1 protein-coding gene is annotated in these 17223 nt (G+C 65.7%); it reads right to left on the reverse strand.

What is annotated here, in order from left to right; all coding sequences use genetic code 11:
- Positions 1-624 precede the first annotated feature (624 nt).
- Positions 625-17190 carry a DUF4214 domain-containing protein gene (locus VNH11_31130; protein ID HVA50838.1) on the reverse strand — a complete coding sequence of 5522 codons (16566 nt, stop codon included), beginning with the start codon at positions 17188-17190 and terminating at the stop codon, positions 625-627.
- Positions 17191-17223 lie beyond the last annotated feature (33 nt).

Consider the following 17223-nt stretch of genomic DNA (forward strand, 5'->3'; position numbering starts at 1 on the left):
TTCACCTCGCGACCCATGCGACACGCGTGTCGCATCGGCACGCGCTGCCGGAGACGAACGGGCCGCCGCCACTTTGGCCGCGCGCAGCCAAAGTGCCGACCGTAGCCCTTTCGCTCCGCGAAAGGAAAGCCGTTCACCTCGCGACCCATGCGACACGCGTGTCGCATCGGCACGCGCCGCCGGAGACGAACGGGCCACGGGCACTTTGGCAGCACGCTGCCAAAAGTGAGCAGGATGACGGATGACACCCCTCCAACGGATAAGCGCCGGCATTCGTTCTTTGGAAATTTGGTAGTCGAACGTGCCATCGGGCGCTGGTTACGACCCCCAAGACCTTCGCGCGGATATGACTGGCTTAAAAGCTTTGATAAGCCAACGTTGATGCGTTCGAGCAGCGTCGTAACCTTATGTATAGATCAGGTTTTGCGACGAGCGGGAGGACCGCGACACTTGTATTCTTCACAAGTGTTTTAGCTTCTTCCCTGCTCGCCGGTGCTTGGCGCTGCCCTTCTTCCGGAGGGGTGGGCGCGGAGCCCACCCCCCAATCCTGAACACGGGACCCGTGCCTGAACACGGAACCCTTCGGTGGGCCGGCGCTCGCGAGCTCACGGGTCCCACCGGGCGCTACGACAACTGCCGCACGCTGCCCGACGACGGCGGCGGCGGAGTGTTGCGATACTCGGTACTGTCGATGATCTCGATCTGCACGCTGCGCTGCGTGGCGCCCTGCTGGAACTGCTGCACGTAGCCGGCCAGCTCGGCGGACGTCGGAGCGCGGTTCAGATACTCCTGGAAGAAGCCGATCGTCACGTTCTGGAAGTTCTCCGTGCTGTACTCGAAGCCGTTCACCACGTCGACCCGCGTCATCGCGCCCGAGTCGAGGTTGGTGGTCCAGAATTGCAGGCCGGCGCTGTCAGGCTCGCGGTTCAAGAGCCGCTCGTAGAGCGCCGTCACCCAGGCCGCGTTGGCCGACAAATCGGGATGCGCCGCCGCCGCCTCGTTGAAGAACTCCGGCGAGCTGATCATGCCCGAAATCACGTGCTCCGGCCCGCCGTAGACCTTCCACACGTCGTCGCGCCAGTAGGTCAGGCCGCTCGCATCGGCCGGACGCAACAGGAACTGTTGGTAGTAGTTCTCGATGATCGGGTCGAGCCGTTCGTCGCTTTCGAAGATGCCCTGGGCAACGATGCTCAGCGGCTGGCCTTGCTGGATCAGCGTGGTCCAGTAGGCCAGTCCGCCCGAATCGGGAGCGCGGCCCAGCACCTGCTGGTAGAGCTTCTCGACGAGCGTGGCCTCGTAGGCCGTCACCGTGACGGTGGCCACGCTGCTGTTCAACTGTCCGTCGTTCACCACATAGCTGAAAGTGTCGGTGGCCTGGAAGTTCGCGCCCTTGGTATAGGTGAAGGAGCCGTCGGCGTTGAGCTGCACGCTGCCGGCGGAGGGCGGAGTGACAAGCTGCACCGAGAGCGGCAGCCCGTTGGGATCGGTGTCGCCCACCAGCACGCCGTCGCCGGCGGTGGCCGAGCTGCTGCCGCCCACGCCGAGCACGTAGGAGTGGTCGATGGCCGTCGGCACGCCGTCGACCTCGATGGTGAAGGTCTGCGCGGCCGACGTGTTTTGGCCGCCGTTGGCCGTGCTGCCGCTGTTGTGCAGCACGACGGAGAAGGTCGTCTTGCCAAACTGGTTGGCGGCGGGCGTGAAGGTCAGGTTGCCCGTCGTCGGGTCGATCGTGGGCAGCGTGGTAAACAGGTTCGCGTTGCTGGTCGAGACGACGCTGGTGGTGAAGTTGAGCGTCTCGCCCGACTGGCTCGACGGGCCCTTGCTGATGTTCGTGGCCCAGTTCGGCACCGTTTGCGTGGGCGAATTCATGGCCACCCGTTCGTTGCCTCCGGCGGTGAACGACGGCGCCTGGTTCACCTGATTGACCGTGACCGAGATTTGATCGGTGGCCGTTCCCGCCTGGTCGGTGGCCAACAGGTCGATGGTGGCCGTACCGAACTCGTCGTTGAGGAAGTGGAACGTGAGCGTGGCGGTGGCGGGACCGGGGCCCGACAGGCTGGCGGTGAACGGGCTGGGGCTGCTCATGTTGGCCAGCGACAGCGTCATCGGATCGATGGCGCCGTCCATGTCGTTGAATACCTGTGAGAGCTGGCTGTTGCTGAAAATATAATCGACCGCGTTCTCGTTCACCGTCACCGGCGGCAGCGGAGCGGCCAGGGTCGGCGGATGGTTGACCCTGTCGACGTTGATGTGGAAGGTGACCGGCTGCGACTGGTCGATTCCGCCGTTGGCGGTGCCACCGTTGTCCTGGGCGATGACGGTGACGGTCGCCGTGCCGAAGACGTGCGTGCCGGGCGTGAAGGTGAGCGTGCCCGACGGGCTGATGGCGGGCCCGCCGTTGGCGGCGAAGAGCGAGTTGTTGTCGTTGGTCACAAGGTAGGTGACCTGCTGCCCGGCCTCGTTGGCGCCTTGGCCCGGGCTGGACGCGGCCCAGCCGGGGACGGTGGTGGTGGCGGAGTCTTCGTTGACCGTCTGGTCGGGGCCGATGTGGGTGAACATCGGCGGGTCGTTGACGAAGTTGACGGTGATGGGGAAGGTCTCGGTGGCCGAGGTATCGACGCCGCCGTTGGACGTGCCGCCGTTGTCTTGCAGATCAACGGTGATCTGCGCGCCGCCGCTGACGTCCGGCGCCAGTGTGTAGGTGAGCGTGCCGGTGGGGCCGATGGCCGGCGGCACGGAGAACAGGCCCGGATTGGTGTCGCCGACCACATTGAAGTGGACCGTCTGGCCGGCCTCGTTGGCTTCCGGCGGATAGTTGCCCGAAGGGCTGATGTTGCTGGCGAAGTTGGCGATCGAATGGGCGCCGGTGGTGCCGGCGGCATCGACCTGCAAGTCGAACTCGTTGACGGGGGGCGGATTGCTCGCAAAGACGAAGCTGGGGGCGTCGTTCACATAGTTGGCGACGATGGTGAACGTCTGAGTGACCGACGTATCTTGGCCGCCGAAGGCCGTGCCGCCATTGTCCTGCAGGCTGACGGTCACCTGGTCGATGCCGCTGACGTTGGGGTTCAGCGTATAGGTGAGCGTGCCGGTGCCGTCGCCGTTGACGACGATCGCCGGGGCGACCGCGAACAGACTGGGGTTGCTGTCGGCGAGATTGAACTGCAGCGTCTGACCGGCCTCGTTGGCTTCGGGCGGATACTGCTCAGAAGGGCTGACCTTCTGCACGAAATCCTTGAAGCTCACAGCGCCGGCGTCTTCGTAGACGGCCGGCGGGTTGGCGGGCAGGAAGAAGCTGGGAGCGTCGTTGACAAAGCGTACGGGCAGGATGGCCGTGGCCGTCGCGGCGCTGAAGGGCCACGATCCGGCCGTGCCATTGGCCGTGACGGAACTGTCGAAGGCAGTCAGGTCGACCAACGTGCCATGGGTATCGGGACCGCCGGTGCCCTGGTCCCAGGTGCTGTCCCAGGCCTGGAACGACATGCTGGGGGCCGCGCCGTGGCCGGCATTGTCGCCGCTGAAGTTGGCTTCGGGCAGGAACCGCACCCAGTCGTTGCCGCCCAGCAGCAGGGCATTGCTGCTGGAGACGACGGGGAAGTTGGTCCAAGTGGCGCCGGCGTTCAAAGAATACTGCCACGCGCCGCTGGTGGTTTGCGTCAGACCGCTGACGGCGATGCCCATGGCCGAGGCCGGCGCGAAAAGCGTGATCACGTTGTCGCCGGTCGAGGTGAGCATCGACAGGACTGAGGATCCGGCCGGCGTGGGTGCGGCGCCGGTCTGGCCCGATCCGGCGTCTTCGTTGATGGGCGTGAACTGGATGGCGTCGGTGGTATCGAGCTCGGGAGCGTCGTTTTCGGGCGTGACGGCCAGGCTGGCCGTGGCCGTCTGGGCGCTGAAGGGCAAGGTGCCGCTGGTGTCGCCGGCCACCTTCGTCAGGTCGATGATGCTCAAGGCGGCGGGCGTGGAAGCGGGGTCGGTGGTCTTGCCGGTGAGGGCGTCCGGGGTCTGGTCCCAGGCCATGAAGGAGATGGTCGGCGCGGTGGCGCCGGTGCCGGCCCATTCGATGTTGGGCAAGAAGCGAATCCAGTCGCTGCCGTCCAAGAGCAAAGCGCTCGTGACGCTCGTCGCCGGGTCGATGGTGACCCACGTGGAATCGTCGACCGACCACTGCCACTTGCCGTCGGCGGTGCCGGTGATGCCGGTGACGGCGATGCCCAGCTTGGCGTTTTCGGCCTTGAGCGTGATGGAGCTGGCGATGCCGGCCTTGGTGTCGGAAATCCGGAAGCCGCTGTCGAGCGGCTCGGCGGTGAGGCCGCTGCCGGAGTCTTCCTGGATGGCCGGCAAGGCGATTTTGGTGTTGGTGATCAGCGGCGCGTCGTTGTCGGGCGTCACGTTGAGCGTGCCCGTGGCCGTTTGGGCACTGAAGGGCAGCGAGCCGCTGGTGTCAGCGGCCACCGACGTGAGATTGATGATGCTGGGCGTGGCGGCCGTCGAGGCGAGGTCGACCTGGCCGGTGATCGAGTCCATCGTTTCATCCCAGGCCATAAACGAGATCGTCGGCGCCGCCCCCACGTTGTCGCTGAACTCCAGGTTGGGCACGAAGCGCAGCCAGTCGCTACCGTCGAGCAATAGCGCCGTGCGGACACTGGTGGCCGGATTGATCGTGTAGGGGAAGGTCACTCCGCCGTTGAAGCTTACCTGCCAAGAGCCGCTGGCGGTGCCGGTGATGCCGGTGACGGCGATACCCAGTTTCGCGTCTTCGGCCTTGAGGCCGACGGCGCCGGCGATGCCCGCCGCAGGATTGGAAATCTCGAAGCCTGGGTCGGACGGAGCCCCCGTGAAGGTGCCGCCAGCGTTTTCCGGGGTGGCCGGCAAGCTGATGCTGGTGCTGGCGATCGCCGGCGCGTCGTTGTCGGGCGTAACGTTCAGCGTGGCCGTGGCGGTCTGGGCACTGAAAGGCCACGACCCGCCGGAACCGCGCTGCGTCAGGTTGATGGTGGTGCCGGCCGCATCGAAGCCGGCGGCGTAGCTGGCGTTGGGATTCGCCAAGAGCGCCTGCTGGTAGGTCGTCAGGTCAAAACTTTGGTCCCAGCCCACGACCTGCATTGTCGGCGCGGGCCCCACGTTGTCGTTGAACTCGAGGTTGGGTACGAAACGGATCCAATCGCTGCCGTCGAGCAACAGCGCCGTGGAGGGGTCCGTGGAGGGCGCGATCGTCTGCCAACTGCCGTCGGCAGGCACGGTGGCGGGCGCGACCGGCGGAGGCGCCCACTGCCACATGCCATTGTTCGTCTGCGCGACGCCGGTCACGGCGATGCCCAACGTGGCGCCTGCGGCCTTCAGCGTGAGGTCGCCGGCGATGCCTGCGGCAGGATCAGAAATCTGGAAGCCGTTGTCCGGCGGTTCGCCGGGCATGCCGCTGCCGGAGTCTTCGTGGGCGGCCGGCAAGGTGATGCTGCTGTTGACAAACGCCGGCGCGTCGTTGTCGGCCGTCACCGTGAGCGTGGCTGTGGCGGCGGCGTGGTAATCGCTGAACGGCCATGACGCGCCAGAGCCGCGCTGGGTCAGATCGATCGTCGTGCCATGCACGTCGAGCCCGGCGGAAAGCGGAGCAGTGGGATTGCCCACGAGCGCCTGTTGATACGTGAACAGGTCCAGCGTTCCGTCCCAGGCCACAAAGGTGATCTGTGCAACGGGGCTCGACTCGGGGGCGGGCAGGAACCGCACGAGGTCGCTGGCGCTGAGGAGCAAGGCGTTGTAGTCCGCCACGCTGGGGAAATTGACCCAGGTCGTCGTGCCACTCAGCTCGTACTGCCAGATGCCGCCCGTCTGGCTGGCGCTGGTGATCGCGATGCCGGGCACGGCGCCTTGCGCGGTGAACGCGCTGCCGTTCGTGACCGTGGCCAACATGGCACTGACCGTCGAGCCGGGATCGGCCGCTTCTCCGGGCAGTCCCGTGCCGGCATCTTCGGGAATCGTCACGAAGTTGAACGCCCCGGTGTTGTCGAGCGTCGGCGCATCGTTGTCGGGCCTCACGGTGAGCGTGGCCGTGGCGCCCGCCGAACTGAACGGTGAAGAGGTTCCGCCCGTGGCGGATTGGGCGATCGTTGTCACCGTCGTGCCGGCAGGATCCGGCCCGCCCGTCGCCAGGTCATAGGTGGAGTCGAAGAGCACGAACGACAGGTTCACCGTGCCGTTGAACTCCGGACTGGGAACAAACCGCACCAGGTCGGTGCCGCGCAGCAGCAGGGCGCCACTCGCTGGGATCGTTGGGAAGGTGGCCCAAGTCGTGCCGCCGTCGAGGGAATACTGCCAGTTGCTGGTGGCCGTCATACCGGTGGCGGCCGTGATCGCGATGCCGGGCACGGCACCTTCGGCCGTGAAATTCGCCGCTGTCGTGACCCCGCCCGTGGTCAGCATGCTGCTGACCGACGAGCCCGCGTCAAACGGTTCGGGTTGGGTCGGCGAAACGGGTTGCGTTTGCGAATCCTCGGGAATGGTCGTGAAGTTGAACGCCGGCGTCGGACTCGGCATGGTCGGCGCGTCGTTGTCGGCCTGCACGTCAAGCGTGGCCGTGGCGCCCGCCGAACTGAACGGCGAAGAGGTTCCGCCCGTGGCCGACCGGGCGATCGTTGTCACCGTCGTGCCGTCAGGATCCGACCGGCCCGTCGCCAGGTCATAGGTGGAGTCGAAGAGCACGAACGACAGGTTCACCGTGCCGTTGAACTCCGGACTGGGAACAAACCGCACCAGGTCGGTGCCGCGCAGCAACAGGGCGCCACTCGCTGGGATCGTGGGGAAGGTGGCCCAAGTCGTGCCGCTGTCGAGGGAAAACTGCCAGTAACTGGTGGCCGTCGTACCGGTGGCGGCCGTGATCGCGATGCCAGGCACGGCGCCCGCGGCCGTGAAGTTCGCCGCTATCGTGACCCCGCCCGTGGTCAGCATGCTGCTGACCGTCGAACCCGTGTCGTAACGCTCCGTTTTCCCGGCGAGATCGGTGATCTGCGCGTCTTCGTGGACCGGGGCGAAGTTGAACGCCGGCGTCGGACTCGGCATGGTCGGCGCGTCGTCGTCGGGCGTGACGGCCAGCGTGGCCGTGGCGCCCCCCGAACTGAACGGCGAAGAGGTTCCGCCCGTGGCAAACTGTGCGATGGTCGTGACCGTTGTGCCGTGAGTGTCCGGAGCGCCTGTGGCCAGGTTCCAGGTGCCGTCCCAGGCGACGAAGCCAAGTTGGGCGGTGCCGGAGTTTTCCGGGGTGAAGTTGAGTCGCACCCGGTCGTTGGCGCTCAGCAGCAAGGCGTTGGTGAGGCTCACGGCGGGGAAATTGACCCAGGTCGTCGTCCCACTCAACTCGTACTGCCACGTGCCGGGCAGGGATGCCGTGGCCGTGGCGCTGGTCACCGCGATGCCCGGCACCGCGCCCGGCGCGGTGAACGTCGCCGCTCCCGCACCGCCGGTGGCCAGCAAGTCGCTGATCGACGTGCCCGAGTTCGGGGGATCGGCGGTCAGCCCGCTTCCGGCGTCCTCAGTGAGCGGGGCGAAGCTGAACGGCGCGCTGCTGTCGAGCGTGGGTGCATCGTTCACAGCGTTGACGGTGATGGTGGCCGTGGCGGTCTGGACGGGAAGCACACCGAACGCCGATTCGCTGAAGGGCAACGAGCCGGCCGGGTCGCTGCCGGGCGTGGCTTTCGTCAGGTCGACCGGCGATGGCGTCGTGGGCGTCGAAGCGGGGTCGACCTGTCCGGTGATCGTGTCAAAAGTTTCGTCCCAGGCCGCGAACGAAATGGTCTCCGTGGAACCGGCGCTGTCGCTGAATTCATGATTCGGCAAGAAACGGATCCAATCGCCGCCGTCGAGCAACAGCGCGGTCTGCGGTGTCGGCGGCGTGACGGTGCCGGTGTTCGAACCCGTGACGTCCGACCAGGGAGCGGCCGTCGTGGAGATCGCCAGCCAGTTCACGTCGTCGGTCGACCACTGCCACTGGCCGTTCGAGTCGTCCACGCCCGTCACCGCGATGCCCAGCATTCCGCCTTCGCTCAAGGTGTTGATTTTTACGTCGCCGCCGATGACCGACGACGAAATCTGCGCGCCGACATTGGGATTTTCGCCGGGTTGGCCCGCGTCTTCGTTGATCGCCGCAAGTGAAACGATGGGGTTGGTCAGGCTGGGCGCGTCGTTGCCCGGAGTGACGGTGAGCGTGGCCGTGGCCGAAGCGATGCTGAAAGGCCACGAGCCGCCATGCCCTCGCACGGTGAGGTCGATGGTCGTGCCGTCTTTGTCGCTGGTTGCCACACCGCCGTTCTGCGCGCTCGTGTAGGCGTCCACGGTGCCGTCCCAGAGGTAGAACTGGATCTGGGGCGTGCCGCTCGAATCGGGTTGGGGCACGAACCGCAGCGAGTCGTTCTGGTTGAGAAGCAGCGCATTGGCGAGGGTGATGCTGGCGTCAAGGTTGGTCCAAGTGGTCGAGCCGTTGAGTTGATATTGCCAGGTGCCGCCGGTCTGGCTGGCGGAATAGACGGCGATGCCCGGAGCGCCCGTTTCATTGAAGGGCGGCGAGAGCGCCGGAAAGCTTACCGTCCCCCCGACGGCGCCGGCCAGCATGGCGCCCACCGTCGACTGCGGACCGGTAGTGGAGTCGTCGGTAATCGTGCCCAGCGCGAAGCTCGGGGTGCCATTGATCACGGGTGCGTCGTTGTCGGAAATGACGTTGATCGTGATTGTGTCGGTCGTCGTCCGCGGTCCGCCCGGACCGACGTTGCCGTTGTCGTCGGTGACGAACGTCAGCGTGGCGGCGCCGCTGAACTCGACCAACTCGGTGTAGGTCAGGGTGGCCAGGGCCTGATTGATGGCGGAGAGCGTGCCGCTCATGCTGATGGCCGAGGTGCCGTTGCCGCTGAACGTGACCAGGCCGCTGGTGTTGCCGCCCAAGACGAGGGAACCGGCCCCCGCCGAGAGCGTGATCTGCTCGCTGAATTGGTTGTTGGGATTGTTGTAGTAGGGGTTGACGAGCACCCCGCCCGCGGCGGCCGGGTTGACGTCGCCCGGCGATAGCGTCAGGTTCATCACGTCGCTGTCGGTGACCTCGATCCAGTTGCTGCCGCCCGTTGGCAGAGGCAGGGTGGGCAGGTCCGGGTCTGAGAACACCAGCGGCACACCCTCATAGGCGTTGGAGGTCGCGCCGCCGGGAACCGGCACCGTCACGCCGTTGAGCGCCAGCCCCGGCGGGTCGTTGATGGGCAGCACGTTCATCGTCAAGGTGGTGGTGGTCGTCAACGCCGGCGGCGGCGAGTTGCCGTTGTCGTCGACGCTGACCGTGAGCGTGGCCGGCATGCCATAGGTCGTGCTGTCGAAGTTGTCGTCGGGCGTGTAGACCAGGCCTTCGAGCACCGTATCGAGTCCGGGCGTGGGAGGCACGGTGCTGAGGTCGCCCAACGGCGCCGTGATGGTGATCGTGCCCGTCCCGTTGCCGATGGTCGTCCCCGTCGGGTCGCTCAGCGGAATCACGCCCAGCGCCTGCAACTGCTGCAAGGCGGTGCTGGTGAGCGTGAGCGTGCCGGTGTTGGCCGTGACGGTGAGCGTCTCGCTGCCGCCGTTGCTGTCGACGTCGTAGACGCTGAGGGCGTCGCCCAGCACTTGGGCAAACGTCACCGAGCCGTGCTCGTTGATGGACGGCAAAGCGACGGTCGAACCGCCCACGTTCTTGTTGTTGAAGAAAACCTCCGGGGCCTCGTTCGTCGGACTGGCCAAGAGCACGCGGAAGTGCGTGTAACCGCTCGACTCGTTGGCCTGCAAAAAGTTGCCGGCGCGGTCGGTGATGTTGGGGCCCGGGCCGGGAGAACCGACCAGCGTGGCCGAGGGATTGTAGGGGTCGAACTGGTTGCCGTTGTCGAGATAGATGTCGTACTGGTGCCCGTTCAGCCACACGCCGCTGGCCGCCACCAGGTGAATGATGTGATTGTTGTTGTCGTAGTTGAAGAAATAATCGACGCCCGGCGTGAGCAGCCGGCCGTCGTCGACCACGTCGACGCTGGAAGCGAGCACCGAAGCGTCGTAGACGCCGGGGCCCGTGCCGTCGCTGAGCTGAAGGGTGAACTCCGTCAGGTTTTGCCCGCGGATGAACACCGTGTTGGGCGCGGAGCTGAGGTTGTTCGCACTACGGGGCGAGGGGGCCAGCAGCGCGGCGGTCGGCCCGCTGGTGGCGGCGTGTTCAATGGCCCCGCGGTCGATGTAGACGTTGTTGCCCAAGCCGGGGAAGAGCTTGGGCGCGTTCGGATCGGCCACGCGCAACTGCCCGTACAAGTCGTAAGCCGGAGCGATGATCGGCGACGGGGCCACGCCCAAGGGCGCGGTGACCGACGTGATGGCGGTGCGGTCTTGCAGGCTGTTGATCGAACTGTCGATGGCGATCGAGTTCGACGTCAGATAAAAGTTGGCGGTCGTCGGGTTGGTGCTTGGACCGCGGAACGTGTTGGAAGCCGGCCCTTGAAGCTGCGTGAACGAGGCGGGCGTTTCGGCGAAAGCCCCCGTGCCGACGTTGCTGTTCGTGCCGTCGTTTTGATAGAGGTTTTCCCCCAGCACCTCAGGCGAGGCAAGGTTCTGCGACGAGTTGTCGACGCTGACGCCGGTCTTCAAGTTGACCAGCAGATTGTTGAGAATCGTGGGGCTGGCATTGTTGGCCACCTGAATGCCGATGCCCTGCCCGACGTCGCCACCCGCCGCGATATCGGCGCCGTAAATGGTGTTGTTCACGATCTTGCCGAAGGGCACGGCACCCGCGGCGGCGGCGGTGGGCGTGCCGGCGTAGTAGACGCCGGCGCCCGTGGCCGACACGCCGTAGATCAGGTTGTTCTCGATCACCACGCCGCGGGTGAGATTGTCGCTGTCCAACACCGGCGTGTTGACCACTCCGCCCGGAGAGGGGCCTTCCGCATACGGAATCACGGCGCCGCCGGCGGCCTGGGGCACGCCCTCGACGGTGATGCCGTTCTTGGAGGCGTTGCTGATCTGGTTGCCCGCCAGAATGATCTCGCCCTGAGGCCGCGGCACAGTCACGTCGCCCAGCACGCCCGGGAAAGGCACGTAGGGGCCGTAATTGCTCGCCACGTCGAACTGGCCATAGTTGATCACGTGATTGAGCGGTTCGACTTCGATCGTGCCGCTGCCGCTGGCGAGACCTCCCACCGCCGCGGCGATCGTCACGGACCGCGCGATGTCGGAAACGAAATGGTCGATCGCCGTGATGCTGAACGTGGCCGACGTTTGGCCGGCGGGAATGGTCACCTGGGTCGCGGCGCCGACGCTCGCCGCCGGATCGCCCGCAATCGACACGGCCTCGGGATCGGAGTTGACCAGCGTGACGACCATCGGATAGGTCGCCGGCGTGTTGCGCGTGACCGTGGCCACGTACGTCGCCTGGCTCGTGCCGCCCACGATGACCGCGCCGGGCGTGATGTTCACGGAGAGCGCGGGAGTGTCATTGTCGGAACTGGTGTTGGGCTCGGAGGTTTGACTGTCGGGCAAAATGTCGACGGCCGCGGAAATCGGGTTCAGGTTTCCGCCCGTCGCGGTGAAGATGACCGTCGAGGGGTACTCGGCCACGGCCGAGTCGAGCACCGTGACGTCCACGGTCACCGACGATTGTCCGTCGGGGATGACAACGCTGGTCGGCACGGTGGCCAGCGTCGGATCGCTGCTGGTGAGCGAGACGGTCACGTCGCCCGAGGTCTGGCCGTCGCGGGTAATGGTCAGCTCCTTGGGTTTGGTTCCCGCGTCGTCAGGCAGCGGCGATGTGCCGCCGGGACTGACGCTGACGGTCAGGTCGCCGACGGCGCTGGCGATGAACGTGCCGCGGCCCATCGTGCCGGCCACCAGCAACTGTTCGCTGGCAACGTATTCGAGGCTATAGACCGGAACATCGGGCAAGCCGATGGCATAGCGCTGCCAGGTCGCCGAGGGCAGCCCGCTGTTCGGCACGGTCAGCGAGTAGACCCCGTCTTCGGTGCCGACGTAAAGCGTTCCGTTGGACTGGCCCGGCGCAAAGGCCAGGGAGAAGGGGCTGGTGGTGAGGGCGGTCAAGCTCCCCGCGCCGGTGCCCGTGATATTCGTGAAGGTATTTCCTCCATCCGTCGTCATCCAGATCCGCCCGTTGGCGTCGGCCACAAAGGCGCGCTTCCAATGGTCGGGATCGACGGTGATGGCCGTCACCGTGCCGCCCGAGTAGTTCGTGGCGTTCAGCAGCCCGTTGGCGGAGTCGCGCAGAAGCACTTGGGAGTTGGCGCCGACCCAAATCACGTCCGGGTTGTCCGTGGTGCCATAGGCCATCGGCGCCCCGGTGATGCTGTTGTTGGTGAGCGGGAACGTATTCGAAAGCACCTCGGTGAAATCGTTTCCACCGTCAAACGATTCCCAGACCGCGTCTTGGCCGGCGATGAGCATCCGCGTCGGATTCACCGAGTTGAGCACGATGGGAACGACGAAAGGAAAGATGTCGACCGCGCCCAAGAAGGTGTTTTGCGCCGGCACATAGAGAAATGGAAACGTCTGATTGATGACCGCGCCGCTGGCATTGTAGGTGGTAGCCGTCAGATCGCCCGGAAACAGATTGGTCGACAGATCGGCACTGGTGTAGCGGACCGATTGCGTCGGATTGCTGTTGTCGACGTTCACCGAACCGCCGTCGCCCTCGTTGCTTGGCGTTTCGGTCCAAACGACGTTGTTGCTCGCAGTTTGCTCGGGAGTGCCCGTGTCCTGGTTGCCGGCCAGCACGGTGTTGGTGAGCGTATCGAAGGCCACGTTGTGGCTCTCGCTCACCTGTAAGTTGCCGATCATCGAATACCAGTCGCCTTGCGGGCTGGTGGCGCTGGTGACCGAGGGGTTGGTGAGCCGATAAACGCCGCCATCGTCGACCTCCAGCAGGTTGCCCTGGCTGTCGAAGGCCAGATGCCGCGAGTCGGCGTGCGGGGCCGTGTTGGTGGCGGTGTCGTTGTTGGTGATCGGGGTCCACTGGCTGCCGACCGGTTGCGAGGCGTCGCCGCGGAACAGACGGCCCGTGTAGTTGGTGGCGCCGATCGAGTTGGGCCATTGGAAAATGCCGGGATCGCCCGGACCGGGCTGACGGTCGCCGCCGACGTAGACCACGTCCGGGTTGCTGGGATCGGCCGCGATCGAGAAGTGGATAATGCCTTGAGAACCCGGGATCGGTGACACGCCGTCGTCGGGCTGGAGTCCGTACGGCGTGCCGTTTTCGTTCGTCGAAGGCGTGCTCATCAACTGCCACGTGTTCGGCGCGGTTGGGTTCCAGGTGGCCGGCGTGGCCGAGAAATCGGGGCCGTCCGCGCGATACAAGTCGGCCAACTGCCCGTTCTCGACGTAGCCGAAATAGACGGCGTTGGTCTGGGCCGCGGCGTCGTAATGGACGGCGAAACGGACGTTGTCGTCGGCATTATCCGGCTGATTTGTGAACTGGTTCAAAGCGTCGGTCTGCATCGTCAGGTTGGCCGGCGTGATGTTGGTCCAGGTTAGGCCCCCGTTGTCCGTGGTGAAGATGCCGCCGTTGTTGTTCGGCGCCGCGGCGTTGTCGAGCGAGGCCACATAGAAGCGGTTCGGATCGCCGGCGTCACCCACCAGATCGGTCACGTCTCCGAACGGCAGGCCGCTGGGCTCCAGTACGCTGGTGAAGGTCGGCGAGACGACGGTGCCGGTAAGAGTGCTGGTCTTGACGGTGGCCAGGTACAGCCCGCCGCTGCTGGCGAAAGTGCCGAGAAAATTGGGAGCGGAAAAGCCGTTGGCGCCCGCCAGCAAGGTGGTCGTGCCGGTGGTCGGGTTGTCGCGTTCGGCCGCGCCCGAAATGTTCAGCCCTTGCAAGTTGGCCGGACTGATGTCGGTCCAGTTCGTGCCGCCGTCGGTCGAGCGAATCAGGCCGCTCAAAAAGCCGCCGGCGAAGCCAAAGGAGCTGAACCGTCCGATGCCGGCGATCAGCGTCGGATTGTTGTTGGCGTCGACGGTCAGGGCGTTGGTGTTGGTATTGATCGCGAACTGCAAGGAGCCGATCGACTGGCTCGGCAGCCGCTGGTTGCCGCCTACGGTGACGGCGGGCAGGTTGTCGGTCAACGGCGTCCATGTGGGCGCCGCGGTGTCGCTGGGGTTCGGATCGTAATTGGTCGTCTGCCAGACGCCGCCGTTGACCGCGCCAATATAGACCACGTTGGGATTGTTCGGATCGGGCAGCACCACCTCGACCGCGCCGGCGGCGGCGTTGCCGGCCTCGCCCGGCGCCTGGGCCGCCGTTTGCGACTGTCCGCCGGTGATCGGCGCCGGGCCTTCGGGAGTCCAGCTCGTGGTGCCGAACTGGCGGTCGCTGGCCGGCGGGCTGGGATTGTCGGTGACGGTCAGCGCGGCGCTGCCGCTGAGAAAACCGGTGGCCAGGGCCACGATATCCGCGGTCTGCAAGCCGCCGGGATGGCCCGTGACCCCGTCATCGACCGGCGTGACGGTGAATGTCGTGGAAACCCTGCTGCCGTCGGCCGGAATGGTGACGGTGGCCGGCGAGACCGCCGCGGCGCCCGGGTTGAGGCTTTGCAGGTTGATCGTCAGACCGTCGGGATAGACCGCCGGATTGAGCGGTCCGGTATTCAGATACACGGTGCCCGTAATCGGCGTCGTCGAGTTCTGCGCGGCCGACGTCGAGGCCAGCGTCACCGCCAGCTTGGGATAGACGGCCGGATCGTCGGTCACGTCCAGCGTGGTGGAGACGCTGTTATACGACGTCGCGGAGGCCACGAGTTGAACGGTTTGCGTGCCGTCGGCTTCCTCGCTGCTGGCAAACAGGCTGGCCAGGGACCCCGACAGCGTCTTCGGCTGTCCGGTGACCGTGACGGTAACCGAAGCCTGCCCGGCGGGAATCGTGAGCGTATTGCCGACCAGGTCGCCTCCCACGCCGGCGAGGGTCACGTTGGTACTGGGAGCAAAAGCGTTGTCGACGTCGTAAGCCGCCAGGGTGGCGGAGAGTGGATTTGTCAGATCGCCTTCGCGAGTGATGGTGATGGTCGTCGAACCGCTCTCGGCGATCGACGAGGCGTTGGCGGTCACCGTCAGGCGGTTGTAGTTGCCGGCGCTGCTCGTCACCTCGGCGACGTTGAACAGGTTGATGACGTTGATCGAGGGGTTGCTGACGCCTTGCGCTCCGTTCTGCGCGTCGGCGGCGCTCACGTTGACCAAGGTGGGATTGGTGTTGATGGCCACCACGATGGTGTCGGCCACTTGCTGGGCGGTGCTGGCGGCCGTGTAGTAGACGCCCACGTTTCCGGCCGACGCCGACGCCGAGGCCGACGCCGAGCCCGAGGCAAAGGTGGCGGGCGTGGCGGGCGAAACCAGCAAGTCGGCGGTGGACTTGCTGGTGATCGTCACGCTGGCGGGCGCGGCCGTGAGCTTGCTGATCGCCTGGCTGATGGCCGCCTCGATGTCGGCGGCGATCGTGGCGGCGTTGTCGGTCGGCTGCACGATAATCGGCGTCACGCCCGACGCCGGCGTGGCCGTGGGCGTGACCAGCTCGAAGGTGATCGTCGCTCCGCCCGCGCTGAGCGTGAATTCATCGTTGTGGGCGCTGGCCGCGGCGCCGGTCAAGGCCGGTGCGGCGACCACTTGCGGCAACTCGACGAACTGGAAGGTCACCGCGTGGTTGCCGTCGTTGAGCGTGAACGTCTGACCGTTGGCCAGCGCCGCTCCGGCCGTGGCCAACAGCGAGTACTGATCGGCGAAGCGCGCGTTCGTGTCGTACGACTTGGTGAGCGCGATGTCGGTGCTGAGTCCGTCGATGGTTTGCCCGTACTCGGTGCCGCGGCGGATTTCGAGCTGGTAGGGACCGGTGAGCACCGACTGGGGCGCTCCCGGTTCGGGGTTGGCCGGCGCCGCGAAATAGCCTGTCGCGCCACTGGTCGCGTCGGTGACCATTTCGCCGCGTTCGGCGAAGCCGATCACCACGTCGTCGATGTACCAGCCTTCATAGTCGTTGTTCTCGGCGCGTTGCGCGCCGGCGCCCGGCTGGATCTGACCGCCCGTCATGCTGCCGAACCCGTTGCCGTAGACGTTCTGGTTGGCGTAGGGGTTGGCCGCGCCGGTGACGGCGTTGATCGCCAGGTCGGACGGGTTGAAGGTGGTGCCGGCGGTGCTGAAATCGAACCGCAACTGCAGGTTGCCCTGCCCGGCGTAATCGCTCAGGTCGATGCGCGCCTGGCGCCAGCCGGTGCCGGTGGTGACGCTGTCGAACAAGGGTTGCACGACCTGCAAACCGAAGCCGTTGTTGTAATACTGGCCGTATTGTTTCGAATCAACCGATCCGGTTTCGGCCTGGGCGCTTTGATAATAGGGCCGCTCGGCCTCGGCATTGGGATAGTTGGGCTGGTAGAGGTTGTTGGTGGCCAGCAATTGCCAGGTGGCTCCGCCGTCTTCGGAGACCTCTACGCGGGCGCTGTCGAGCATCTGGTTCAAGTCTTGGAGCGTGCTCTGAGCGTCCTGCGTGTTGAGGTAATAGTTGAAGTACAGAGCCGGCTGGTCGCTCGACGAGTAGTTGGCCAGGCTGAAGCTGTTGGTGGTCAACACGCCGTAGGCGCCGCCGGGTGTATTGTAATTCGGCTGATACGGTCCGCCGCTGGCCTCGTTTTTCCAGCCCTGGGCGATCTGTGGATTGGTGATGTAGTTTTCGGCGCCCGGCTGCGTCGAAATCGTTTTATTGTTGTCCGGATCTTCGAGGCCGAAATAGAAGCTTTGGTTTTCTTGGGCGGGCGGCGGAGCGTTGGGCGTCGCCGGATTGCGGCTGTTGTCGGGCGCGGTGTTGATGCCGTGTCCGGGGTCGGTGTTACGGTTCTGGGTGACGTGCCAAAGGTTGTAGTCGAGCGTCGAGAAGGCCAGGCCGGTGACGTCGAACGTTCCCTGCAAGGGCACGCTGCTGCTGAAGCTGGCGGGGCCCGCATTTGGGTCGTTGCTGGGATTGAAGATTTTTTGCAGAATACCATTCGTGTCGAAGGCGTAGAGCGAGGTTTGCCCGGTCGCGAAGGACGTGGCCGTCGAGAAGAGCATGTCGGCATACTTGCCGTTTTCGACGTCGGGCGGGCCGGCCGTCAGGCCCTGGAACGCAAAGGCGCCCACTTTGCCCACCAACGTCGCCGGGACGCTGATGTTGTTGATGCTGTTCACGCCGGTGAGGTTGATGCCGATCGTGTTGAGGTC

The sequence above is a fragment of the Pirellulales bacterium genome (assembly GCA_035533075.1).
Lineage (GTDB): Bacteria > Planctomycetota > Planctomycetia > Pirellulales > JAICIG01 > DASSFG01.